Source organism: Bacillus sp. AM 13(2015) (assembly GCF_001518755.1).
Taxonomy (GTDB): Bacteria; Bacillota; Bacilli; order Bacillales; family Bacillaceae; genus Bacillus; species Bacillus safensis.
Window position 1 is genome coordinate 41,874 of the sequence record NZ_LKCP01000084.1, and the last position, 23,430, is coordinate 65,303.

Below are 23,430 nucleotides of genomic sequence, written 5' to 3' on the forward strand. Positions count from 1 at the left end.
ACGTCGCTTATTTTGTATAATGCTTCTTCAAAGTCTTCATCCAATCTTCCTCAAAAGCAGTCGATGAACCGAATCCCTTCACTTCGTCTGCAAGATTGACCATGTTAATGGCTTTTCCTGCTTGTTGAAGCTGCTTTTGCGAGATGAGAGAGGCCTCAAGGTCATAGGAAGATGGTGTTTTCTCACCAGCTATTTTCTTCGCAAGAATCCTCACGTCGACTGCGCCGATGAGCTTCGGATCAACCGCTGCTGTGTACTTCCATGGACTGTCCTTCGCTGTCATTTCTTGAAGATCAGCATTTGACACATCAATCCCATAAATCTTCACTTCTGTTCTTCCTGCTTCCTTTAACGCTCTTGCTGCCCCAATGGCAAAGGCATCCCATGTGGCAAAAATAGCGTCCAGTTTGCCCTTTGGATACTTATTCAGCATGGCTGCTACTGCATTTTGCGTTTGAACAGACGTATCAGAAGAGGCTACACCAAAGCGGTCAAGCTCCTTGATCCCTGAATGTTGTTTAAGCGTTTCTTGATAGACCTTATTTCGTCTCACCATTGGCGGGAATCCATCTACCCACAGGTACGCAATATTTGCTTTTCCTTTAAAATCAGACACGAGCGCGTCTAATGATTTTTTCGCTAATTGTTCGTCATCTTGAGACGTCACTGTAACCCCTTTGATGTCCTTTAGCTTAGGATTCGAATCAAACGCTACAACCGGAATGCCTTTCGCTGTGATCTTTTTCACATCAGCGACTGTCGCCTCGTCGTCCCCGTGAGAGATGATAAAGCCATCATAATTTTCTTCCAGCGCCTGAGAGATGGCATCATGGAATTTCGCTGTATCACCATTGGCGGTGTAGACATCTACCGTAAAGCCGAGTGCTTCACCTTCTGCCTTCGTTCCAGCTAAAAATTGAGCTGTATGATCGTCTCCTCCAATTTTGCGGATGACTTTAATTTTTGCTCCCTGTCCCTTTGCAAATCGCTTCGGTACATTGTCAAAAGAGACTTTTTCGTTTGCATTTGCCTTTGAGCCTGCACTTGATCCAGTGCCGCAGCCAGATAATAGGACGGTTAATGCCGTTAATAAGACAAGAAATGATGTAAAATGCTTACGCTTCATTGCTGTTCCTCCTCAAGTTGTTTTAAATTTTTCACATCGGAAAACTAGGTAAAAAAGTGGAAATACGCCTGTCAAACAGGCATTTGATTCGAAAAAGAGACGAAAAAAAGCCTCTCTTGGAAAGAGAGGCTTGATCACCGTTGCATGAAACATGTATCGGGAAGTCTTCCTCTCTTATCTGTCAAAGCTGTAACAGCTTTGCAGGAATTAGCACCAATTTCTATAATAGAAACGGTTGCTGGGCGTCATAGGGCCAGTCCCTCTGCCTCTCTTGATAAGAGATCCGTTATGAAATTTGTTTTCGTTGAAATGTCTTCTTTACTTTAATGTGATGTCACATCAATGTCAATGACTTTTTTGAAAATTTCTAAAATATCATCAGCTTCCGATAATTTTCTTAGCAGGTGATGATTTCTTCAGACGGAAATCATATTTTTTCTCATTCACAAATTGTGGGTTGAGATGGGCTGATCCTTTATCTTGACCGCTATTAGAGAGATAGGTTTTGTAGCCTTCCATCCATTTCCCGCGCCAAATCCACTGTGATGCTTTCGCACCTTTGCGATCATCATAAACGTTCTTCTGGAAGGTATTCTTTTGGTTCACTTGATAAAGATTCACGACTAAGTAATGCGAGGCGCTAGCCGTCATGATATTATTCGTGATTCGATTGTTCACTGCTTGATACTGCATTAGCAATTGGCCGCCTTCTAAGCCGGCTGTGTCATTTTTGTACAAAATATTATGTGAAATCGTCGTATTGGTTGTACCGCCACGCTTCGTATCATAGCCGCCAATAGATATGCCTGTATAACGGTTTAAATATACTTGATTGTGTTCGATGCGGATGCGATCTGCCATTTTTCCTTTATGTTCGCTTGTGACTTCAATCCCCAGGTCATTGTGATGTGAGATGTTATGATCGATCACAATGTCTTTTCCGCCATCAACATAAATTCCGCCAGCGGAGATGTCGCTTCCATAGGCTGGGTTCCCTGCACTCGTAATCTCATATACCATGTTTCTAGAGACGACTCCATTTCTAACTTGATCATACTTTTTAGAGGGTGCTACGTTCTCGAAACCAATTAAATCAATGCCAATATTATCAGTGTGCCGGACCGTGTTATGTGTCACACGGAACTTTTTGACGTTTCCATTTAGCACAAGCGCTTCACTGAAGCCCAGTTTTAATTTTTCAACGGTATTTCCTTTGATTTCAATGTCTTCTATTGCTGCAGGAGCTTTTGTCCCATAGACAGCAATTCCATGTGCATTTCCATTTTCATGTTTCGTCTGAATGTCATACACTCGGTTATTGAGCAGTTTTACGCCTTTACCGCTTCCTTTGATGAAAATACCAACTGGTGTTAAATCTTCTTTATTCGTCTTAAGATGTCCTACAGTGAGGCCTTTGAGGGTGATGTAGCTCTTTTGATCGACCGTGACAAGGCCGCCATCGGCTTGATTTCCTTTAAGGGATGCCCCACTAATCACAGGTTTTTCTTTTCCGTAAGCTTGAAAGACAACGGGTGCTTTCTTTGTTCCGGAATAACGGACAATCAATTTCTCTTTGTATGTACCGCCTCTCATGTAAATGGTTGTCCCAGCCTTCGCCATACTTGCTGCTTTTTTCAGCGTGCGGAAAGGTTTTTGCTTTGTTCCCGGGTTTTTGTCGTTTCCGTTTACCGCTACGTAATAAGCTGTGCTTTGCTTAGCACCAGCTTCCTCTGTCATCGCTTGACAGCCAAAGCTGATCATGGACATGAATACAATGAGTAAAATGCTTGGTATCACTCGTTTCATCTTGTTGTTTGCTCCTTTCCCTTCTCTTCTTCCTTTATCGGTTAAAAAAAAGAGGATTAAAATATGACAATGTCCCTTGCAATGTACTAGTCAAAAGGTGTATGGTTGAAAGAATATCTTACAGGAAAACCATTCGTTTTTAAATTGTCAGATTAATCAGTTAATAACGTATTTGGATTTTATTTCTTTTTTAAAAAGGGGGGACATGAGCCAAACTGACAGCAGAGAGAAGGAAAGCGCTTTAACAGATTTTTCTTGTCTGAATTCCAGAAAACCTATTGCTAATATTTTGTGAAGGTATAGAATAGAATCATAATTATTTCATATTATTAGAATTTTCAAATAATCAAACAGCAAGGAGATTTACAATGCCAAAACAACCCATCCGCGTTGAACTTAGTTCAACAAAAAAACCAAAACCTCAATCTGATCAACTTGAATTCGGAAAAATCTTCACAGATCACATGTTTGTGATGGATTATTCAATTGATAAAGGCTGGTATGATCCAAGAATTATTCCTTATCAGGCTATTCCAATGGACCCAGCTTCGATGGTCTACCATTATGGTCAATCTGTTTTTGAAGGCTTAAAGGCTTATGTTTCTGAGGATCAAAAAATTCTCTTATTCCGTCCGGAAAAGAACATGGAACGCTTAAACAGATCCAATGACCGCCTGTGTATTCCGCAAATTGATTCAGAAACAGTATTAGAGGGCTTAAATGAACTCATTCGCATTGATAAGGATTGGGTACCTGATGCAGAGGGCACTTCCTTGTATATTCGTCCATTCATTATTTCCACTGAGCCATATTTAGGCGTTGCACCGTCTAGCACGTATAAGCTGATCATTATCTTATCTCCAGTGGGATCATACTATAAAGAAGGCATTCATCCGGTCAAAATTGCCGTTGAAAATGAGTTTGTCCGTGCCGTTAAGGGTGGAACAGGAAATGCCAAAACAGCTGGAAACTATGCATCAAGCCTTAAAGCACAGCAAGTGGCTGAAACGAAAGGATTTTCACAAGTTCTTTGGCTTGATGGGGTCGAGAAAAAATACATTGAAGAAGTCGGCAGCATGAATATCTTCTTTAAAATCAACGGAGAAATCGTGACGCCTGAATTGAACGGCAGCATTTTAGAAGGCATCACACGTAACTCTGTACTTGAGCTGTTAAAGCATTGGGGAATTCCAGTCACAGAGCGCAAAATTTCAATTGATGAGTTAATTGAAGCACATCAATCTGGCGAGCTTGAAGAAATCTTTGGGACTGGAACGGCGGCCGTGATCTCTCCTGTCGGGGAATTAATTTATCATGATCAGCCATATGTGATCCAAAATGGTCAAACAGGCGAAGTATCCAAGAAATTGTATGAAGCCATTACTGGCATCCAAAAAGGAACACAGCCAGACTTCTTCGGCTGGACAGTTGAAGTTGACTCGGTCGTCAAGCAAGCATAAGCATGTAAAAGAACCTTTCATTCACGAAGGGTTCTTTTTTGTTTATTTACCTCTCCTTTATCCCTTATAATGGTAATAAATTGAGGAGGGATGGTATGTTTTTTACTTATCTATTAGCGTTCATTGGGATCTGTATCGGATCGATGATCGTCGCTACTGGTTTCGACGATTCACCGTTCCTCACCCGATTTCTATTTAAGGCGCTTGGGATTTCTATCCTTGCTCTTTCCATCTCTTTTGTAAAGGTTAGACGAAAGAAGTTACAGAAACAAAAAGCGAAAAAGACTTAGTTGACTCGTCTGCTTGCCATCAAATCGTGCACCAAAACAAGACCGATACGGCAACAATTGCCCCGACGTATATCCACTGTTTCCCCTTGATGCTCCGCTTTCTTTCGATCAGTAAAAAAATCTCTGGCAAAAAGATGATCATGATTTCTAGGATAAAGACAAGATAGTAAACAAGCGGCATCGGCTGGAAATCAAACTTTCTTGCATCTCCTCCAATCGTTGCGAAATACATCAACAGGTTGGTCACTGGAATGGTGAAACAAACAAGCAGACGGAGAACATAGATCCACACATAGCCCTTATGCCGAACGAGACCAACAAATGAAGCAATAAGGCCATACAAAAACAAGATCACTGTGCCATAACTGATGACAGGCTGTACGACAAACCCGTAAAGCATTAAACCAATTGCAACCATATTCCAACAGTCCTTTCTTTGAAGCCATACATGCTGTTTTTTCTATCATACACTTCTTTCTCCAGTTTCCATATGAAGAAATCATAAAAAATGACCCCATAAAAGGGGTCACTCATTATGTGTTAAGCATTGACTGATTTGAAGAATTGAGGTAAATATTCACGATGCGCTTCAAGCATTTCATCTAAAATTTGCTTTGCAATCTCGTCAGATGGGACGAGCGGGTTGATCGTCATCGCAACAAGAGCCGTCTCGTAATCTCCAGTTACAGCCGCTTCAGCTGCCACACGCTCGAATGATTTGATTTGTTGAACGAGCCCTCTGACAGCTACAGGCAGATCACCTGTCGCGATTGGCTTTGGTCCGTCCTTCGTAATGATACAGTTTACTTCAACAGCTGATTCAGCCGGAATGCTGGCAATCGCCCCTTTGTTCACTGTATTGACTGGTTGAATGTCGTGCTTATCATTATAGATGGAGCTGATTAAGTTACAAGCCGCATCGCTGTAATAGGCTCCGCCTCTTTTTTCGAGCTGCGGTGGTTTAATCGACAAATCAGGATCTTTATAGAGCTCAAATAGTTCCCGCTCGACCTGCTGTACAACCTCCGCTCGTGTTCCTTTTTCTTGAGCCGCCTTTTGTTCTTCTTCCAGCATATCTTTCGTTTTATAGTAATAGCGGTGATACGGACATGGGATGACCCCTAATCCTTTCACAAAAGAAGGCTCCCAGTTTTTCGCTTCAATGTTTTTCATGGACCACTGGCTGTTTGGATTTCCTAGTTCATCAAGCACTTGATCCATAATGCTGACCCCGTCTAAATATACGTCTAATCCATAGACCATGTGATTGAGACCGGCAAACTGTACCTCAATGCGTTCTACATCCACTTCAAGCGCCTTAGCGATTCCCATTTTGATCCCAATCGGCACATTGCATAGACCGACGACTTTTTTGAGATTCGTGTAGCGTAAAACAGCTTCTGTGACCATGCCGGCTGGATTCGTAAAGTTCACAAGCCATGCGTCTGGGCAAAGCTCTTCCATATCCTTTACAATGTCTAAAATGACTGGGATGGTCCGAAGGCCTTTAAATAAACCGCCTGGTCCGTTCGTTTCCTGACCGATGACGCCGTATTTAAGCGGTATTCTCTCATCCTTTGCCCGTGCTTCCAGTAGTCCTACACGAAATTGTGTCGTCACAAAATCTGCGTCCTTCAAGGCTTCCCGGCGGTCAAGAGTCAGGTGTACCTCAATCGGCAGACCTGCTTTTTCGACCATACGTTTCGCCAGAGCGCCCACGATGTTTAACTTTTCCTGACCCGCTTCAATATCCACAAGCCATAATTCCTTTACAGGCAATTCATGATATCGTTTAATAAAACCTTCGATGAGCTCAGGCGTATAGCTCGATCCACCGCCTATTGTGACAATTTTGATTCCTTCTTTCATGAATTGACACCTCCGAGTTGCTTCATTTTTTCATGGAGCTCAATGATTTCTGCTGCGAGCTCCTTAACGGTCATTGCGTTCATGAGATGATCCTGCGCATGAATCATGAGGAGGCTAATATCCGTCTTTTCGCCCCTGATTTCTCCTTGGATCAGCTCTGTCTGTGCGTGATGCGCCTCATTTAACGCGTCTTGTGCTTCCTGCATTTTTTGCTTCGCCTCATCAAAATTACCTTGCTTTGCACACGTAATGGCTTCCATCGCTGAGCTTCTGCCATTTCCGCCGTGCAGGATGAGTTGAAACACAATTTGTTCCATTTCCATCGGCCGCATCCCCCTTGTTCCCTCTATTACATGCTGACAACATTTTCATCAGTTGATGCTTTTGTTTCTAGTTCACTTTCTTCTTTCAATTTCTGCTTATCCCACATTCTAAAGAATGGGTAGTATAGAGCAAATGACAACGCAAGGTTAATCAGCTGCATGACAGCACCAGAGATTTTGCCTCCTGTGGCGAGATAGCCTGAAATGATTGGCGGCATGGTCCATGGAACAGCAATCCCTGCAGGTTTTGCCACAAGCCCTGTGCTCATTCCGATATATGTGGTGATGATCATCATGATTGGCGTAAGGATAAATGGAATGAGAAGCATTGGGTTCATCACAATCGGCATTCCAAAAATGATCGGTTCGTTGATGTTAAAGATGGCTGGCCCAATGGCAAGGCGGCCAAGCTGTTTCATTTGTTTACTTCTGGCACGTAAGATCATGGTCAGCACCAAAGCAAGCGTTGCACCGCTTCCGCCGACGTTGATGAAGATTTCAAAGAACTGCGCTGTGAAAATATTCGGCAGCACTTCTCCTGCTTGGAATGCAAGACGGTTCTCATCCATTGCACCGAGCCAAATTGGCCCCATGACGCCCCCGACAATGGTTGCTCCGTGAATACCACATGCCCATAGAAGCATTTGCACACCCATTGCAACGATACTGCCGCCTAAGCTGCCACCAAGAATGGAAAGCGGTGTACCAATTAAGACCGTGATGATATTATGAATACTCTCAAAAGGTGTCATCTCAATCACAAGTCTAGCGACCCAGATCAGCGTGATGACCACAAAGCCTGGAATAAGTGCAATAAACGATTTACTGACTGCTGGCGGTACACCATCAGGCATTTTGATGACGATGTTCCGCTGTACAATAAAGCGGTAAATTTCGGTTGAAAGCATGGCAATAATCATGGCAACGAATAAGCCTTTACTGCCCATCAGTGTGACAGGAATTCCCCCGCCCACTAGGATAGCTTCTGTTGAGCCTTCAGGTGTGAAAGGTACTTGATATGGAGTAGCCAACAGGAAAGCCGCAACAGCGATCGCACCAGATGATAGTGCATCAACGGCATACTTTTCAGCTAGCCTGTAAGCAATTCCGAAGGTTGCAACAAGTGCCATAATGTCAAAGGTTGCATTAACAGGATAGGATAGTTTCGTGGCCCATTCTGCTCCGAAGATACTTGCCATAAAATCGCTGTATCCTGGGATCGGAAGGTTGGCTAAAATGAGAAACAGTGAACCGACAATAATGAGAGGCATCGTTAAAACAATTCCGTCACGCAATGCTTGTAAATGTCTTTGAGCGGCAATCTTCCCTGCAAACGGCATGACCTTCTCTTCTAGAAATCGGTTGAATCCATTCATCCCCTCCGCCCCCTTTATCCGTTCACTAGCTGTTCAGCAGATTTTAAAACCTCGGCGCCATTACATACGCCATAATGCACGGTATTAATTACGTCTACTGGTATTCCTTTTTCTTCTCCGAGCTTTTTCATTTGCGGTAATAAATATCGAACCTGAGGTCCTAATAAAAGCACATCGGCTTGATCAATATGATTTTTCGCAGAATCTCCAGATACTGCCCAAATACGATAATCTTTTCCTTGTTCTTGTGCGCTTTTCTCCATTTTTGTGACAAGTAAGCTTGTAGACATACCTGCTGCGCAAACCAATAAGATATTCATGTGTAAACGCCCCCTTTTCAAAGTGTGAAGCTATTCTTTACACATTCATCATATTATGAAACCGCTTTCATAAACACCCATACTTTTTCCTTTAGGAAGCGGAAAAAGTTAATATCACACAGTTAGTTCTTGTACGAAGGAGCCTTTTTATACATGATATCAAGCATGTCTTCAAATGTATCACAGGCGATCAGGTGCTGAATGAATTTCACATTATGCACAAGCTCCCCCAGCAGGCGGTACATGCCTTTTAAATCTTTGGCATTCTCTTTTTCGACACAAAGCAGGCAGACAAATTGAACCTTTTTCTCTCCCCAAATGATTGGTTTTTCTAATGTACATATCGCCCAAAACGTCTCATCTGTCAGCGGCGTCATCGGGTGCGGAATCGCCGTATAATGTCCAAAAGAGGTAGGGGCAGCCTCTTCTCTTTCCATGACAGATGGTGTGAGCTCAGCTGGCGCTAATCCCATATCGATGACTTTTTGCGTTAAAAAGGTGATGACCTCTTCTTTTGTGTGAAAGGCGCGTTTTGTAAAAACCAATTCCTTTTTCATATATTGCGAGGCCAATGTCACCCTTGTTTCACTCGTCAGGGCTTCTTCAATTTTTAAAAAATCGCCGCCTCCCAAAATGGTGTTCACTTGAATGACTGGAACCGGTAATTCCATATGAATTGGAATGGTTGTAATAATCAAATCCAGTGCATGTAAAGAGACATGCGGAAGCGAATATAGCTCTGCTGTTCCTAAAATGGTCAGCTTTGACCCAAATTGAGACCGCAAACGATCCTGCAGCAGCCTCGCACTTCCTGCACCAGACGCACAGACAATGAGACATCGCTTCGGCGGGATCTCCATTTTCCTCCGCTCTAAAGCCGCACCAAAATGAAGCGCCATATATCCGATTTCATTCTCATGAATACTCAGCCCCTCCTCTTCTTCAAGGACCCTGCTGGCGATAATCCCCGCTTCAAAGGCAAGTGGATACCCCGCTTTTATTTCATCAAGCATCGGATTTCTTAAGTTCATTCCATATTTACATCGGTTGATGGCAGGCTTTAAGTGCAGACTCAATCCAATCATTAGTTCCGTATCGCCGGCTAAATCAAGCTGCAATTTTTGATCAATGGCCTTCAGCATGAGCTGTACAAGCCGACTCGTGTCATCATCGACAATTTGTTTTTGACCGCTCGAGGAAAAGGACTGTACCATTTTGGCTGTTCCTAGTAAATGAATGGTGATATAGACGATTTCCTCTTGTGGAAATGAGACATCCAGCAGCCCTTCAAGACGCTCCACCATTTTTTTAGCGACCTTGTATTCTTTTGCCCGCGGAATTTCGCTGATTTCCTCTGGAAGAACAGATACATAGTTTCCGTGTCTAATTCGTTTGCAGGCAATAGCAACATGAACGATTAAATTATTCATGCAAATGTCTGATAGATTCATGCCTTCCTCATTGATATAATCTATCATTGTTTTCTGAAGCAATTCGAGTTCATGCTTTGGCAAAATGGTGACCGCTGTGTTCAGCATCGTTTGATAAGAACGACGTTCATTGAATAAATATTCTGACATGCAATAACGAATTTTCATCTCTGATCCCTTGATCCGGCAGCCTTTGCTCGGCTTCGCTTCCAGCTTCAGATCAAAGGGCTCCAGCTTACGTTTGACCGATTTCACATCGTTGCTCATCGTCGATTTACTAATAAACAGCTGCTCCTGTAAATCCTCTAGCTTCACATAGGATTCTGCCAAAAGAAGCCTTTTTAAAATAAACCGAACTCGCTCCTCTGGCAGCACAGCAAGCGGCTCTTCCTGCTCAACCTCCTCCTTCATAAAACGGCGAAAGGCATTCTCATCGTTGATCAACAGCTCATAGCCAGCTCCTCTTACAGCTGTTACAGCTGCTTGATAAGGGGCAAGACGGTCGTTCAGTTCCTTTATGTCTGTACGAATGGTGCGGCTTGTCACTTGTAAACTGGCAGATAGTGCAGCGCTTGTGAGCGGGGTCTCAGCTGCCATGAGCTGACTTAAGATGTGCGCCAGTCTTTTACTCAGCATCAGATCGGCCTCCTTATGTAGGGGTGGAGAATCTGCCTTGTCCGGACAGGTTGTATACGCTTGCAGTTCTCTTCATTACTCATATTCTACTGAAAAGAAATAAAAATTGCCAACTCATTTATATGACAAATGCCCCTATTTATACAACTAACCATATCTAATGTCCTATGAATCTTTTTGAAAGATACTTGCGAACCACGAAAAAAAGGCGTACACCATCGTGTATCCGCCTTGTTTATCAAGAGATCATCTGGGTAAAGACAACCAATCTTTTTTCATGCGTGCCTGCTGCATGATCAAATGTCCCTGTACAAGTGATTAAATTGAGATTCCGTGTAAAGGCGTATCCAAAAAACGCATTGGGCTTCTCTTCACGCGGATAGCTTCTAACTTTTATGACTTCAAAGCTTCGCTTTTTTCCCGATGAGGACGTGACGATCACCTTGTCTCCCTTTTTCAGCTCCTTTAATCGATAAAAAACCGATGGCCCCCATTTATTATCTACATGGCCATTCATGACGGCATTCCCTTTATCCCCCGGTTTTGGACCATCTTCAAACCAAGCCGTGTTGTCTGTATCCCGAGGGACACCCATACTGCCATCCTTTAATAAAGCTGTTTTCTCCACTTTTGCTTTGACATCAATAGCGGGAATGGCGATTTCAGTTGGTACTATACCAGATGGCTCGTCTTTAAATGTTTCGTGTGAGTGGTTCTGTTTCTCAGCTTGATGTGTGGTCATTTCCTTAGAAGCTGATATGTTTTTTGAGGATGACGATTCATCCATTGACTGTGATGAACAGCCTGTGATGATGAGAAATGAAAATATGCTGAGCAGCCAATTCTTCATCTAAGCCGGCCTCCTTTTGAAGAAAGGAACGGCACGATTGTGCACGTTCCCGTCTGTCTTTATGAGTTAGAATTTGATGCCTTACGGCGATTAAGGAAGAATGCACCTGCCACGCCGCCTGCGAGGATCAAACTTGCGATCATTCCCGCAAATGCTTCATAGGACATGCCTAAAGGACCGGCTGTGCCTCCCATACCTGTTTTCGGCATTTCATTAGGCATGTTGGATTTGAACAGCTCAGGATACTGTTCAACAATTGCTGCTGTGACATCTTGACCAACCATGAACATATGACCATAAGCCTCTCTCACTGTCGGGTAAAGCTGATCATATTCGCCATTATGGTAAGACGTATACGTTTTGATCAGCTCATCAATATGTGTTTTCAAACCAGCTTCTAAATCAGCTGCCTTCAAACGTCCATCTGTCGCTTGATCTAGGAATTTCGCTTGCTTCATTCGATACGCATCTAAATCTTTGACAGCCTTTTCTTTTGCTTGATGATCCCCTGATGCATCCGCTTTGACATAATCAACTAAGTAACCGATATGGCTTGACCAAATGTCTTTGAATTGTTTGCCTGCATCCTTACCATAAACAGATGCAATTGCATCAGATAAATCATTTGTGTTTTCATTTAAAGCCGCTGCTGCTTGCTTAAAGTCTTTACTGCCATCATTTCCTTTTTGCATGGCAACTACTGCGAGTGCCAAATGTTCTGAAAACAAGTAGTTTAAATCTTCACGAAGATCCGCTGCTGGTGTATCCACTGACTTTTGATCAAATTTCCCAGGAAATTGATCTGTGATGGCCCATGACACGCCTTTTCCTACCTCAAACATATGATGAATGGATTTTCTCACTGTTTCATAGGTCGTATCAAAATCCTTTTCATTATAGCTATCAAACGCTTTTAGCAGTTCGTTCACATGCATCTTCAAGCCCTCTTCAAGCTCACTTGCTTTCAGTCTGCCGTCTGTTGCTTGATCGAGCATATCGGCTTGTTTCATTCGATATTGGTCAAGCTGCTTGATCGCTTTCTTTTTACCTGCATCATCTTTTTTCGCTGTGGCTTGTACATAGTCAACAAAGTAGCCGATATGACTTGACCAAATGTCTTTGAATTGTTTGCCTGCTTTTTTACCATACACAGAGGCTATTGCATCTGATAAGTCATTCGTGTTGTCATTTAAAGCCGCCGCTGCTTGATCGAAGTCTTTACTGCCGTCAATTCCTTTTTGCATCGTGATCACCGCTAAATAGGCATGCTCTGAAAACAGCTGATCTAGTGCTGCTCGAAGATCTGTTGCTTTATTTGATACCTCTTGTGACGAAGACGTCTTCTTCGCCTCCCCATGCATATGTCCTTCGTGTGCACTTGCGCTATGAGCCGCTGGGAATAGTAACGCTGCGCTCAGTGGAATGGTTAACATTGCTTTCTTCATGTTCATCTTTTATTTCCTCCTCTTTCCGTTTGTTATGTACTTAACGGAGAGAGGGATGAAATGGATCATTCGATTCTATTATTTTTTTACAACACAGGATCTGTATGTTTGCATAAAAAAAGCCGGATTATCCGGCTGATACGTTACGACGTTTAGATGCTTTTCGCTCTTTATATATTTTCCTCACCACTGGATAAATCACAGGTGCCCATTTGACAATTTGTTTCAGCCATTTTTTCATTTCTCCCGCGCCTCCTTATTGTCATTCTTAAAGGACGATTCCCCATCTTGTCATGAAATAAACAGGTGCGGGAGAGCAGGAGTTAAATCACGCCTTGTGCAATCATGGCATCTGCCACCTTACGAAATCCTGCAATATTTGCTCCAACCATGATGTTCCCTGAGTGTCCATATTCGTCCGCTGTCTCTGTACACTGACGATAAATAGACTGCATCATTTGTTTCAGCTGATCATCTACTTCTTCAAATGTCCAAGACATTCTTGCACTGTTTTGCGCCATTTCCAGTGCTGAGACACCTACTCCGCCAGCATTCGCCGCTTTTGCCGGCGCAAACAAAATACGATTCTCTTCAAATACTTTGACCGCCTTAAGAGTGGACGGCATATTGGCTCCTTCTCCAACAGCGATGACACCATTTGCCACAAGCTGCTGTGCATGCGCCTCTGATATTTCATTTTGTGTTGCACATGGCAGCGCAATATCACAAGGAACGGACCAAATTTGTTCACAATCTTCAATTAATTCAGCATGCGGGTGAATGTCTATGTATGCCCCAATCCGCTGATTCTCGACTTCCTTCAGCTGCTTAATGGTCTCAAGTGATATCCCTTGAGGATCATATATTGCTCCGCTTGAATCACTGCAAGCCACAACCTTACCGCCTAATTCCATTACCTTTTCCATTGCATAAATAGACACATTTCCTGAGCCCGACACAACAACTGAACGCCCTTCAAATTGGAGCCCATGTGCTTTCAGCATTTCCTCCATGAAGTACACCAGTCCGTAGCCTGTCGCCTCTTTTCTCGCTAAGCTGCCTCCGAATCCAGGGCTTTTCCCCGTGAGTACACCCGCTTCATAAGCACCGCGCATTTTCTTATACTGTCCGAACATATAGCCAATTTCGCGTGCTCCTACACCAATATCACCTGCTGGCACATCTTGATCAGGTCCAATATATCGGCCGAGTTCACTCATAAAGCTTTGAACGAAACGCATGATTTCTCCATCAGATTTTCCTTTAGGGTCAAAATCCGATCCGCCTTTCCCTCCACCGATCGGCATACCAGTCAGTGCGTTTTTAAAGATTTGTTCAAACCCTAAAAACTTGATAATGCTTGCATTGACGGTTGGATGGAAACGAATTCCTCCTTTATAAGGACCGATGGCACTATTGAATTGAACCCTAAACCCTCGATTGACTTGTACTTTGCCCTCATCGTCTACCCATGGCACTCGAAATATCACAAGCCGCTCAGGTTCAATGAGCCGTTCTAAAATGCCCTGTTTTTCATACTCTGGATGCTTCGCAAAAACTGGGACGAGTGATTCCAGAATTTCTTTTACCGCTTGCTGGAATTCCTCCTCGCCGGGATTTCGTTTTTCCACCTCTTCTAACACACGGTGGATGTAGCTTTGTGCTGTTTGTGCTGCTCGATCTAAGGTCAACATGTCGCATCTGCCTCCTTGTAGATATCTCCAGACTTTTAATTGTTAGATTTTCTAACGCATATTGAGATTAATTTAACACCAATTGTAAAATCTGATCAATATTGATAACAGATGAAAATGATGCCGAATTGAGATAGATCAAGCAGCCTCAGCATTTAACTTTAAAAATAAGCGCTCAAGGAATGACTAATGTGCTAGAAACGAACAAGCGGATGTTTCTCATCCCGTTTTCTTTGACAAATACATGAATCATGATGAATTTCTAGCTTGTTTTCCAACGAAAAAAGGGTCAAAAGTTTGATCGGATGCACTCAATCTTTTCGGAGCTTCCCGCCTCTTTTTCGATCAGGTAGCACGACACAAAGCCAATATAAAATAGAAGACGATGGAAAGTTAATGAGACCGACAATACCCCAGAACCACTTGTAACGCCCTCTTTTCTTTGCATCCATAAATAAAAGAAAGCCCTGTGCAAACAATAACGGCAAGACGCACAATAAGATGATCATTTCTGTCTGACTCATAAGGAAGACCCTCCTTTGATATGTTGATATTCCTTGTAGCCAACAATAAAGCAGATGGGTACGCTCACTATTTGGAGAAGAATGAAGATGATAGGCAAATGGGTAATGGCAGCTGCAAAGAGGGCCAGAATGGTCAAACTGATCAAAACGTATGCCAGCACTTCTTGTTTAAAACGCCTTTTCTCTTGTTCCTTCGCCTGTTTCAACATCATCATGACAGCCTGCTCACTTGGCTTTTCCACTTCAATTTGTTCATCTAGCTGCTGCAGCTCTTCTTTTAAACGTTCGGTCAAACGATCTTCCTTCATACATCCCACTCCTTTCGAATTTTCTTTAATCCATGATGAACCCTCGATTTCACAGTGCCTTCTCTCATTCCGAGCATTGAAGCCATTTCTGGGTAGGTAAAGCCATAATAATAGTGCAGAATAATGGGTGCCCGCTCCTGAGCCTTTAATTCATTTAAAGCATCCCACATGTCATGCCATGTGTTCCCCTTTTGCTGAACGTCCCATTTGAAACGGCGTATGGCCTCCTGATTCGCTTTTCCTTCTCTCAATTGTTCACGTTTTCTTTTCTTCTGGTGATCTAAAAATTGCCTAGATGCAATCGAAATGAGCCAGGTTGAAAATAAGGCTTCTCCTCTAAATGAAGAAAGTTTCATATACGCTTTCAGCATCGTTTCTTGCATGATTTCCTCTGCCAGCTCTTGTTGAAGGGTCAGCTTCAACATATATCGGTAAAGAAAGGAATAATGATGCCGATAAAGGGCCGTAAACGCGGCATCATCGCCCTGTTTTGCCCGCTGAATCAATAATGTCTCTTCTGTCTGCTCCAAACACGTCCCTCCTTCCTTTTCTTCTCTTACTCATCAGACGACACGAATGACAATACCGTTTAAAATAGACCTTATTTTTTAGCATAACTTCTATGAAACCCATTTTATATGCCATTTTTTCTTATGTAATGATTATGGCATTCCTTCTTCTCTAACAAAATGATGCGTTTTGATTTTCTAGCAAATGGAGAGCCTCCTCTCCATAATCATGATGTCATCCACATACCTATCGACAATGGTCCTTATCTCATGAAGATGAAATAAAATAATCATTGGCTTAGCTTCCTAGAAAATCATGGAATACGCTGCGCCTATCCTTAGCCGATGATACCTTTTTGCATGCTATGCTCTTCCTACATTCCAAATGAGGCGATGCTTGTGAAGGAAGGAGGATTGGGTGAATCACAGCTTATTTTGGAAACGTTTTCATTAAAACAAAATAGAGAATGGAGATGTTGACTTTGAAGAGAAAAGTTCCAATGTTAGCCGGTGTATTAGCTGTTGGTCTCGTCACTTCATTATTTGCACCAAACGGGGAGGCAAAGGCAGCAAACAAATACCCAGAAAGCCCTTCTATTATGGCCAACTTTAATCAACAAGGCTTCTCCACATTAAATGGCGGCACAACAGGCGGTGAAGGTGGTAAAACCGTCACAGTCAAAACTGGAAATGAATTATTGGCTGCCCTCAAAAATAAAGGAACAAACGAAAAATTAAAAATTGTAGTAGACGGGACGATTACCCCTTCTAATACATCAGCCAATAAAATAGATGTGAAAGATACAAATAATGTTTCGATCGTCGGTAAAGGGACGAACGGTGAATTTAATGGGATTGGCATTAAAGTATGGCGTGCCAATAACATCATCATCCGCAACTTGAAAATCCACCACAGCAAAATCGGTGACAAAGATGCAATCGGGATCGAAGGCGGTTCTAAAAACATATGGGTCGACCATAATGAACTGTACAACACATTGAATTCTGGGAAGGATGACTACGATGGTTTATTTGATGTCAAAAATGACTCTGACTATATTACCTTCTCGTGGAACTATGTACATGACAGCTGGAAAACAATGCTCATGGGCAGCTCCGATAACGATAACTATAATCGAAAAATTACGTTCCACAACAACCGTTTTGAAAACCTGAACTCTCGTGTACCGTCTATGCGCTTCGGGGAAGGCCATGTCTATAACAACTATTATAAAGGCATCTTGGCAACAGCGATTAACTCACGTATGGGCGCAAAGATGAGAATAGAACACAACGTATTTGAAAACACCAATAATGCCATTGGAAGCTGGGACAGCCGTCAAGTTGGAACATGGCATGTCATCAACAACTCTTATATTAACAGCACAGGCAGTCTGCCAACATCTTCAACAGGTACGTATAACCCTCCTTATAACTACTCTTTGCTTAACGTGAACAATGTGAAATCAGAAGTGATCTCAAATGCAGGTGTTGGTAAAGTAAACCCTTAAACCACAAAACGTTCGGGCAGAGATTTCCTGTCCGAACGTTTTTGTCATTTCATTTAGATTGTAGAAAAAGGACGATCCATTTCATACAACTTTTGATAACGCTTGTTTTCTTTTAGTAAAACCTGATGCTGACCCTGCATCTCAATGCGTCCGTCTTCAATAAACATGATGCGGTCACACGCCTCACAGCCAGTCAGATGATGGGTTATCCAAATAACTGTTTTCCCTTTTAACACACGGAAGATGGTTTCAAGCAATTCACGCTCTGTCCGTGGATCAAGCCCGACGGTCGGTTCATCTAATACAACAACCGGCGTGTCCTGCAGCAAAATCCGAGCTAATGCCATACGCTGTCTTTCTCCACCTGAAAATCGAACCCCTGTCTCCTGAACACCTGTGTGATAACCTTCTGGCAAAGACTCGATGTAATCATGCAGCTGCACTTGTCTAGCTGCTTCTTTTACCTGCTCTTCTGTCGCCTCTGGAGATCCTAAACGGATATTGTTTAAAACAGACGTATCAAATAAATAAGGCTGTTGATTGAGCACAGACACATAGGCAGACACATTCTCTTGAATGCTTTGAACCGGTTTTCCTTGAATGCTGACAGCTCCTTGATTTGGAACGACTGCCCCTTCTAACAATTTTAAAATGGTCGATTTGCCTGCACCGCTTTTTCCTAATAGTGCGAGTGATTCCCCTTGCTTCAGAGAAAAGGACAGGTCTTGAAGTACATATTGATGCGTGTCATACCGAAAGGACACCTGATTGAAACAGACCGCTTCATCGTGAGAAAGGGTTGACTGATCCACTGCCTCGCTCTCAGTTTCTCCTTCATATGACTGCTTTTCATAATGATGTAATCTGCTGACAGCATGCTGATAGACAGGGATATCACCTGCCGCATCTGACAGCGGAAGAAAGGCTTCTGTTAACGGAAACAGCACAAGCACAAAGGCTGCAATCAGGGTGTGTGACATGGATCCTGACTGAACGACCGAGCCGCTCCAATACACGACTAGTACGACAGCTCCTCCAATCAAGAGCTGTGCAAAAAATTGGCGCAAGCGGATAAACCGGTGCTTGGCTGATTCAAGCGCTAACAGCTGCGCTTCTTTTTGTTCATAACCATCAACAAAATCTTTCTGCCTGCCGCTGAACAGCCAGTCACTAACGCCCATAACTGCATCTGTTAAATGGCTGTACAGTTCATTTCTGCCTTTTTTCATTTGAATTTGTCTTGCCCGGTTCACAAGCACTGTGACGTATGGGAAGACGAAGAGAGAAGTGCCATATAAAGCAGCATCAGTCCAGCAAAAGGCCATGAGAAAAGGCCAAGTGCTCCAATGGATGCGGCATATAAAAGCAGTGCACCGATGGATGGAAAGATGGTTTTTAAATAGGCATCCTGCAGTCTCTCTACATCATCTGACAAGAGACCAAGCATTTCACCTGTCCCCAGCTTTGTCTGTTTGGCACTTCGTTCAGCCATGTCATACAGACGCACACGCATTTTTTCAATCATTGTCAAAATGAGCTGATGGCTCGCCAGCCTTTCTGCATAGCGGGCAGCAGAGCGCGAAATACCAAAGGTACGTACAGCCACGATTGGGACGTAGACCATGAGTATATTCTCAGGTCTTGTCGCGGCTTTTGAAATGAGAAAGCCCGACGTGTACATCAGCATAGAAGCAGAGAATACCGCAATGGCTCCTAAAAATAAAACCAAGGCAAACAGCTTTCGATTCTCCTTGATATAAGGTATAAACCAGCCTTTACTGATCATGTGTGACCGCCCCCATTTGCTCCTGTACCAATTGATAATACACGCCTTTTCTTTGCATTAATGATTCATGTGTCCCCATTTCTGCGACGGTTCCTTGATCCATGACAATGATTTCATCCATGTCCGGCATCCAATGGAGTCTGTGTGTCGCTAAGAACACAAGTTTATGTTCAAACAGTGGAAGCATTGTTTTCTTCAATTCGTACTCTGTTTCAATATCGAGATGCGCCGTTGGTTCATCTAACAGCATAATCGACCGCTGGCCCAGCACAGTTCGAGCAAGGGCAATTCTTTGCGCCTGTCCGCCGCTTAGCCCTCTTCCCTGTTCTCCAATGACCTCATCCAGGCCATTTGGCAGCTGTGTGACAAGCTGAGTTAAACCAGACTCATGCACAGCTCTTTCCACTTCTTCATCTGTTGCATTCGGTTCATAAAAACGAATGTTTTCTCTTAATGTCATGTGAAATAAATAGGGGTGCTGCGGCATATAGACAACTTCCTTTTGCCATTCCTTCATCTGTAAATGAACAAGCGGCTGGCCGTTTAGCGTGATTTCACCCGAAGACGGTTCAACAAATCCGCCAAGGACATCGGTTAACGTCGATTTCCCTGAACCACTGGCACCAATAATGCCGATTTTTTTCTTCCCTTTGACAGTGAGATCTACATCCTGAATGGAATAAGGGGCATGTTCATCATGCTGGACACAAACATCTTGCAGCGTGAGGACAGATTGTGCATCCCACTTGTCCAGCTGCACAGATTGTGTCTCCTGCGTGCGGAAGCCCTTTTCTTCTAAAATGACCTGCATAGCTTCATTCGCTTCTTTTCCATTTAACGTCGCATGATAATCATTTCCTACTTCACGTACCGGCAGGAAATACTCTGGCGCCAGCATAAGCGCCGTCAAAGCCGGCAATAAGAGAAGCTCTCCTTCAATTAATCGCAAGCCAAGAAAAACAGCGACGGTTGCAATTGATAGCATGGAAAAGAAATCGAGCGCAAACGATGACAGAAAGGCGACCTTCAGTGTGCTCATGGTCGCTTTTCGATATCGCTTTGACACCTCTGCAATATTACGGGAGTGCTTTTTGCTGATACCTAAGTACCGAAGCGTCTCAAGGCCGCGGAGAGAGTCAGTAAAATGATTGGATAATTTCTCATACGATCTCCATTGTTTGGCCGCTTTACGCTGAGCAACAAGGCCTAGCAAAATCATAAAAATAATTAAAATAGGCAGCGTCACAATTAAAATGACGGCCGATGTTTCATCTAATGTCCACACATAGATCAGGACCATTGCCGGAATCACTGCCATGTTCACCATTTTCGGCAAAAACAGCTGTAAATACTGACGGTATTGAGCAATTCCTTCCATTGCTAATGTGACAAGCTTTCCTGTCCCTTTTTTCTTTGCGAAGGCAGGCCCTAATCGAAAGAGTTGGTCTAGCAGCTGCTTTCTGACGTCTGCTCCAATTCGGGAAGAGTACGTAAACATGACCTTCTCCCGAATCAAGGTGAGACCGTGCCGCACAAGAAAGGCAGCAAGAAATAGCAGGACATATGGCGTTGCCTGCGAGAGGCTTTTCCCGTCAAACAGCGTTGTAATGGCATGTGCCAGCCACTGTGCTTGGAAAATAATACTTGCTCCTTGGATGAGTGACACAATACCTAAGAGGGCAAGAAGCCCTCTCATTCCTTTTAGTTGAAGCAAACGTTTATCCATTAGTAGGTCATTGGCTCCTTACCGCTTACACGTTTACGGAAGACGTAATAGCTCCAAATTTGATACCCAAGCACAAAGGGCAGCAAAGAAATGGCCACAATCGTCATGACCGTCAGTGAATAAGATCCAGATGCAGCGTTTTGAATCGTGAGATCAAATGAATGGCTGATTGAACTAATCATGACGCGCGGGAACAATGCAGTGAACAGCATGGACACCGTCACCATGATGCCTGCGCCTGTGAATAAGAATGTCCAGCCATCACGTTCTTTTCTCATCAAAACAAGAGCAGCTATATAACAAGCCACAATCAGCACAGTTAACGGAATGGTGATGATCGGGCGTACGGTATAAATGTCTGTTTCTATGATGGACACACCGACAAAAATAACAAGAACAGGGAGTGCAATAAGCAGGACACGCTGGCCCAGTTTTCTTGCACGATCTCTTAATTCACCCTCTGTACGAAGTGTGACGAAAATCAAGCCATGCAACAGGCAAAGAACTGTCACAGCTACCCCGCCGATCACTGAATAAAGATTCACAAAGTCCGTAAAACCAGCGTACATGTTCATGTCTTGATCAATTGGCATCCCGCGTAAAATACTCGTGAATAATACACCTAGTAAAAATGGCGGAAGCAGACTGCCAAAGAAGATGACCCAGTCCCATGTCTTGATCCAAGAGGCTTTCTCAACCTTCCCTCGGAATTCAAAGGCGACCCCGCGCCCAATGAGCGCTAAGAGGAGAACCGCAAACGGAATATAGTATCCGCTGAACATCGTGGCATACCAGTGAGGAAATGCAGCGAAAATAGCGCCGCCAGCTGTAATCAGCCAGACCTCATTCGCATCCCAGAAAGGACCAATCGTATTGATTAAAATGCGGCGCTCGTGCGCGTCCTTTCCAAGCAGCTGCATGGACATCCCGACACCAAAATCAAATCCTTCTAAGAAGAAAAATCCAACAAACAATACTGCGACAAGAATAAACCAAATCTCGTTAAGATATGCCATGATATGCGCCTCCATCAAATGGATCTGTAGACAGGTCCGTTTCATCCTTTTGATCTGTATCTTCTTCAGAATGTGCACCTTTTTTAATTTCTCGAATGAATAAGTAAGCGAGCACAATAGCAAGAATCAGATACATCGCCGTAAAGCTAATGACTGAGAATAACAGCATGCCATACGATACGTTCGGTGAAATCGATTGAGCCGTCGTCATCATGCCAAAGACGGTCCACGGCTGACGCCCGATCTCAGTCATGATCCAGCCGGCTGAGTTCGCAATAAACGGGAACGCAATCATCCATACCATGAAGCGTAAATACCATTTGTTTGTTTCAAGTTTCTTTCTAAAGCTTAAGTACAAGCCAATCATACTAGCAAAAATCATCAGCATGCCGGCACCGACCATAATTCTAAAGCTCCAGAATGTTGTTTTCACTGGCGGAATGTAGTCTCCAGGGCCAAACTTGGCTTCATATTCTTTTTGAAGCGTCAGCATACCTGGAACGTCTCCACTGAACTTCGAATAAGCCAAATAACTTAAGGCAAACGGAATATTGATCTCCGCAGAGTTTTCTTTTTTATCCGTGTCAATGTTGGCAAATAGTGTCCAAGCCGCTGGATCTCCACTATCCTTCCAAAGGGCTTCACTTGCTGCCATTTTCATTGGCTGTGATTTCATTAAATGCTTCGCTTGATCATGTCCAGAGAACGCCACACCTAAGCCAGAAATTAAAGCGAGGACCATCGCAATCTGGAATGACTTTTTGAAAAAGGCGATTTCTTGTTTTTTAATCATTTTATAGGCACTAACTCCTGCAATAAAGAAAGCTCCTGTTGCCAGTGCACCAAACAGAACGTGCGGGAATTCAACCCAAAGCTGCGGGTTCGTTACAAGAGCGCCAAAATCATTCATTTCTGCACGACCATTTTTAATGGCAAATCCAACTGGCTCCTGCATAAATGAGTTGGCGAGTAAAATCCAAAACGCCGAAAAGATCGTACCAAGGGAAACAAGCCAAATGCACAATAAATGAATCTTCTTCGGCAGACGATCCCAGCCGAATATCCAAAGTCCAATAAATGTAGATTCAAGGAAAAAGGCCAAAAGCGCTTCAATGGCAAGCGGTGCACCAAAGACATCACCGACAAACCTTGAATAATCTGACCAGTTCATCCCAAACTGGAATTCCTGCAGAATCCCTGTTACCACACCTACTGCAAAGTTAAGTAAGAACAGGTGACCCCAAAACTTCGCCATCTTTTTATAGATGTCTTTTTTCTTGACGACATAAAGGGTCTGCATCAATGCGACGATAAACACCAAACCTATTGACATAGGAACAAAAATAAAATGAAATAATGTCGTTGAAGCAAATTGAAATCTTGCTAAAAACAGCTCACTCACAGCCTTACATCCTCCCTTACTTT

21 protein-coding genes, 1 pseudogene and 1 riboswitch are annotated in these 23,430 nt (G+C 43.3%); of the genes and pseudogenes, 3 read left to right on the forward strand and 19 right to left on the reverse strand.

The genetic code is table 11. The features are described 5' to 3' along the window. Nucleotides 1-7: 7 nt before the first annotated feature. Nucleotides 8-1,126, reverse strand: coding sequence for a sugar ABC transporter substrate-binding protein (locus tag AOQ70_RS15745; RefSeq protein WP_041087658.1), 1,119 nt, complete (start codon nt 1,124-1,126; stop codon nt 8-10). Nucleotides 1,127-1,297: 171 nt separating this feature from the next. Next, a riboswitch (SAM riboswitch) is annotated at nt 1,298-1,407 on the reverse strand. A 97-nt stretch (nt 1,408-1,504) separates the two neighbouring features. Continuing rightward, nucleotides 1,505-2,932: a DUF1565 domain-containing protein gene (locus tag AOQ70_RS15750; RefSeq protein WP_059377236.1), complete on the reverse strand. Its 1,428-nt coding sequence runs from the start codon at nt 2,930-2,932 to the stop codon at nt 1,505-1,507. A gap of 368 nt (nt 2,933-3,300) precedes the next feature. Here AOQ70_RS15750 and AOQ70_RS15755 point away from each other — a divergent pair, with 368 nt between their 5' ends. Both AOQ70_RS15755 and AOQ70_RS15760 read left to right on the forward strand, forming a co-directional pair. Then, nucleotides 3,301-4,392, forward strand: a complete 1,092-nt coding sequence (locus AOQ70_RS15755) for a branched-chain amino acid aminotransferase (RefSeq protein ID WP_059377239.1) — start codon at nt 3,301-3,303, stop codon at nt 4,390-4,392. Between the two features lie 95 nt (nt 4,393-4,487). Then, the gene (locus AOQ70_RS15760; protein ID WP_039182442.1) at nt 4,488-4,682 is read left to right on the forward strand and encodes a hypothetical protein; all 195 of its coding nucleotides are present in this window, start codon (nt 4,488-4,490) and stop codon (nt 4,680-4,682) included. A 19-nt stretch (nt 4,683-4,701) separates the two neighbouring features. Here AOQ70_RS15760 and AOQ70_RS15765 read toward each other — a convergent pair whose 3' ends face one another. The 13 genes from AOQ70_RS15765 to sigY form a co-directional block, all read right to left on the reverse strand. Next, a complete protein-coding gene (locus AOQ70_RS15765) occupies nt 4,702-5,100 on the reverse strand; it encodes a hypothetical protein (RefSeq protein ID WP_059377241.1) in 399 nt (132 codons plus the stop codon). A 122-nt stretch (nt 5,101-5,222) separates the two neighbouring features. Beyond that, nucleotides 5,223-6,551 (reverse strand): 6-phospho-beta-glucosidase, encoded by a 1,329-nt coding sequence (locus AOQ70_RS15770; RefSeq protein ID WP_059377243.1) that lies wholly within the window; start codon nt 6,549-6,551, stop codon nt 5,223-5,225. After that, nucleotides 6,548-6,874 carry a PTS lactose/cellobiose transporter subunit IIA gene (locus AOQ70_RS15775; RefSeq protein ID WP_039182451.1) on the reverse strand — a complete coding sequence of 109 codons (327 nt, stop codon included), beginning with the start codon at nt 6,872-6,874 and terminating at the stop codon, nt 6,548-6,550. Before AOQ70_RS15775 ends, AOQ70_RS15770 begins: the two co-directional genes overlap by 4 nt. Nucleotides 6,875-6,900: 26 nt before the next feature. After that, nucleotides 6,901-8,250, reverse strand: coding sequence for a PTS cellobiose transporter subunit IIC (celB, locus tag AOQ70_RS15780; protein WP_024423868.1), 1,350 nt, complete (start codon nt 8,248-8,250; stop codon nt 6,901-6,903). Nucleotides 8,251-8,264: 14 nt separating this feature from the next. Then, a complete protein-coding gene (locus AOQ70_RS15785; RefSeq protein WP_003214824.1) occupies nt 8,265-8,570 on the reverse strand; it encodes a PTS sugar transporter subunit IIB in 306 nt (101 codons plus the stop codon). A 122-nt stretch (nt 8,571-8,692) separates the two neighbouring features. Next, the gene (locus AOQ70_RS15790; protein ID WP_058838462.1) at nt 8,693-10,636 is read right to left on the reverse strand and encodes a BglG family transcription antiterminator; all 1,944 of its coding nucleotides are present in this window, start codon (nt 10,634-10,636) and stop codon (nt 8,693-8,695) included. Nucleotides 10,637-10,874: 238 nt separating this feature from the next. Beyond that, the gene (locus AOQ70_RS15795) at nt 10,875-11,486 is read right to left on the reverse strand and encodes a class F sortase (protein ID WP_059377245.1); all 612 of its coding nucleotides are present in this window, start codon (nt 11,484-11,486) and stop codon (nt 10,875-10,877) included. 59 nt (nt 11,487-11,545) lie between these two features. Further along, the gene (locus tag AOQ70_RS15800) at nt 11,546-12,937 is read right to left on the reverse strand and encodes a hypothetical protein (protein ID WP_059377247.1); all 1,392 of its coding nucleotides are present in this window, start codon (nt 12,935-12,937) and stop codon (nt 11,546-11,548) included. Nucleotides 12,938-13,058: 121 nt separating this feature from the next. Then, a complete protein-coding gene (locus AOQ70_RS19985) occupies nt 13,059-13,172 on the reverse strand; it encodes a hypothetical protein (protein ID WP_223250414.1) in 114 nt (37 codons plus the stop codon). An 82-nt stretch (nt 13,173-13,254) separates the two neighbouring features. Then, nucleotides 13,255-14,625 (reverse strand): NADP-specific glutamate dehydrogenase, encoded by a 1,371-nt coding sequence (gdhA, locus tag AOQ70_RS15805; protein ID WP_039182467.1) that lies wholly within the window; start codon nt 14,623-14,625, stop codon nt 13,255-13,257. Nucleotides 14,626-14,936: 311 nt separating this feature from the next. Beyond that, nucleotides 14,937-15,149 (reverse strand): hypothetical protein, encoded by a 213-nt coding sequence (locus tag AOQ70_RS15810; RefSeq protein ID WP_039182469.1) that lies wholly within the window; start codon nt 15,147-15,149, stop codon nt 14,937-14,939. Continuing rightward, nucleotides 15,146-15,457, reverse strand: coding sequence for a YxlC family protein (locus AOQ70_RS15815; RefSeq protein ID WP_039182472.1), 312 nt, complete (start codon nt 15,455-15,457; stop codon nt 15,146-15,148). Before AOQ70_RS15815 ends, AOQ70_RS15810 begins: the two co-directional genes overlap by 4 nt. Beyond that, entirely contained in the window at nt 15,454-15,987 is a 534-nt protein-coding gene (gene sigY / locus AOQ70_RS15820) for an RNA polymerase sigma factor SigY (protein WP_039182475.1), read from the reverse strand. The genes AOQ70_RS15815 and sigY overlap by 4 nt, the downstream gene beginning before the upstream one ends. 452 nt (nt 15,988-16,439) lie before the next feature. On the opposite strand from sigY, the gene AOQ70_RS15825 reads away from it, so the two are divergent. Then, nucleotides 16,440-17,477 (forward strand): pectate lyase family protein, encoded by a 1,038-nt coding sequence (locus AOQ70_RS15825; protein WP_059377250.1) that lies wholly within the window; start codon nt 16,440-16,442, stop codon nt 17,475-17,477. A gap of 53 nt (nt 17,478-17,530) precedes the next feature. Here the strand turns inward: AOQ70_RS15825 and cydC are convergent. The 4 genes and pseudogenes from cydC to AOQ70_RS15845 all read right to left on the reverse strand — a co-directional run bounded on the left by cydC (nt 17,531) and on the right by AOQ70_RS15845 (nt 23,407). Then, nucleotides 17,531-19,263 (reverse strand): annotated as a pseudogene (gene cydC / locus AOQ70_RS15830) (thiol reductant ABC exporter subunit CydC). Further along, nucleotides 19,253-20,989 carry a thiol reductant ABC exporter subunit CydD gene (gene cydD / locus AOQ70_RS15835; protein ID WP_059377253.1) on the reverse strand — a complete coding sequence of 579 codons (1,737 nt, stop codon included), beginning with the start codon at nt 20,987-20,989 and terminating at the stop codon, nt 19,253-19,255. Before cydD ends, cydC begins: the two are co-directional and overlap by 11 nt. Then, nucleotides 20,989-22,005 carry a cytochrome d ubiquinol oxidase subunit II gene (gene cydB, locus AOQ70_RS15840; protein WP_059377256.1) on the reverse strand — a complete coding sequence of 339 codons (1,017 nt, stop codon included), beginning with the start codon at nt 22,003-22,005 and terminating at the stop codon, nt 20,989-20,991. The genes cydD and cydB overlap by 1 nt, the downstream gene beginning before the upstream one ends. After that, nucleotides 21,992-23,407 carry a cytochrome ubiquinol oxidase subunit I gene (locus tag AOQ70_RS15845; protein WP_039182485.1) on the reverse strand — a complete coding sequence of 472 codons (1,416 nt, stop codon included), beginning with the start codon at nt 23,405-23,407 and terminating at the stop codon, nt 21,992-21,994. The genes cydB and AOQ70_RS15845 overlap by 14 nt, the downstream gene beginning before the upstream one ends. Nucleotides 23,408-23,430 lie beyond the last annotated feature (23 nt).

Coding starts and splice junctions, on each gene's coding strand:
- AOQ70_RS15745 (WP_041087658.1), bottom strand. CDS start 1,126: ATGAAGCGTAAGCATTTTACATCATTTCTTGTCTTATTAACGGCATTA.
- AOQ70_RS15750 (WP_059377236.1), bottom strand. CDS start 2,932: ATGAAACGAGTGATACCAAGCATTTTACTCATTGTATTCATGTCCATG.
- AOQ70_RS15755 (WP_059377239.1), top strand. CDS start 3,301: ATGCCAAAACAACCCATCCGCGTTGAACTTAGTTCAACAAAAAAACCA.
- AOQ70_RS15760 (WP_039182442.1), top strand. CDS start 4,488: ATGTTTTTTACTTATCTATTAGCGTTCATTGGGATCTGTATCGGATCG.
- AOQ70_RS15765 (WP_059377241.1), bottom strand. CDS start 5,100: ATGGTTGCAATTGGTTTAATGCTTTACGGGTTTGTCGTACAGCCTGTC.
- AOQ70_RS15770 (WP_059377243.1), bottom strand. CDS start 6,551: ATGAAAGAAGGAATCAAAATTGTCACAATAGGCGGTGGATCGAGCTAT.
- AOQ70_RS15775 (WP_039182451.1), bottom strand. CDS start 6,874: ATGGAAATGGAACAAATTGTGTTTCAACTCATCCTGCACGGCGGAAAT.
- celB (WP_024423868.1), bottom strand. CDS start 8,250: ATGAATGGATTCAACCGATTTCTAGAAGAGAAGGTCATGCCGTTTGCA.
- AOQ70_RS15785 (WP_003214824.1), bottom strand. CDS start 8,570: ATGAATATCTTATTGGTTTGCGCAGCAGGTATGTCTACAAGCTTACTT.
- AOQ70_RS15790 (WP_058838462.1), bottom strand. CDS start 10,636: ATGCTGAGTAAAAGACTGGCGCACATCTTAAGTCAGCTCATGGCAGCT.
- AOQ70_RS15795 (WP_059377245.1), bottom strand. CDS start 11,486: ATGAAGAATTGGCTGCTCAGCATATTTTCATTTCTCATCATCACAGGC.
- AOQ70_RS15800 (WP_059377247.1), bottom strand. CDS start 12,937: ATGAACATGAAGAAAGCAATGTTAACCATTCCACTGAGCGCAGCGTTA.
- AOQ70_RS19985 (WP_223250414.1), bottom strand. CDS start 13,172: ATGAAAAAATGGCTGAAACAAATTGTCAAATGGGCACCTGTGATTTAT.
- gdhA (WP_039182467.1), bottom strand. CDS start 14,625: ATGTTGACCTTAGATCGAGCAGCACAAACAGCACAAAGCTACATCCAC.
- AOQ70_RS15810 (WP_039182469.1), bottom strand. CDS start 15,149: ATGAGTCAGACAGAAATGATCATCTTATTGTGCGTCTTGCCGTTATTG.
- AOQ70_RS15815 (WP_039182472.1), bottom strand. CDS start 15,457: ATGAAGGAAGATCGTTTGACCGAACGTTTAAAAGAAGAGCTGCAGCAG.
- AOQ70_RS15825 (WP_059377250.1), top strand. CDS start 16,440: ATGTTGACTTTGAAGAGAAAAGTTCCAATGTTAGCCGGTGTATTAGCT.
- cydD (WP_059377253.1), bottom strand. CDS start 20,989: ATGGATAAACGTTTGCTTCAACTAAAAGGAATGAGAGGGCTTCTTGCC.
- cydB (WP_059377256.1), bottom strand. CDS start 22,005: ATGGCATATCTTAACGAGATTTGGTTTATTCTTGTCGCAGTATTGTTT.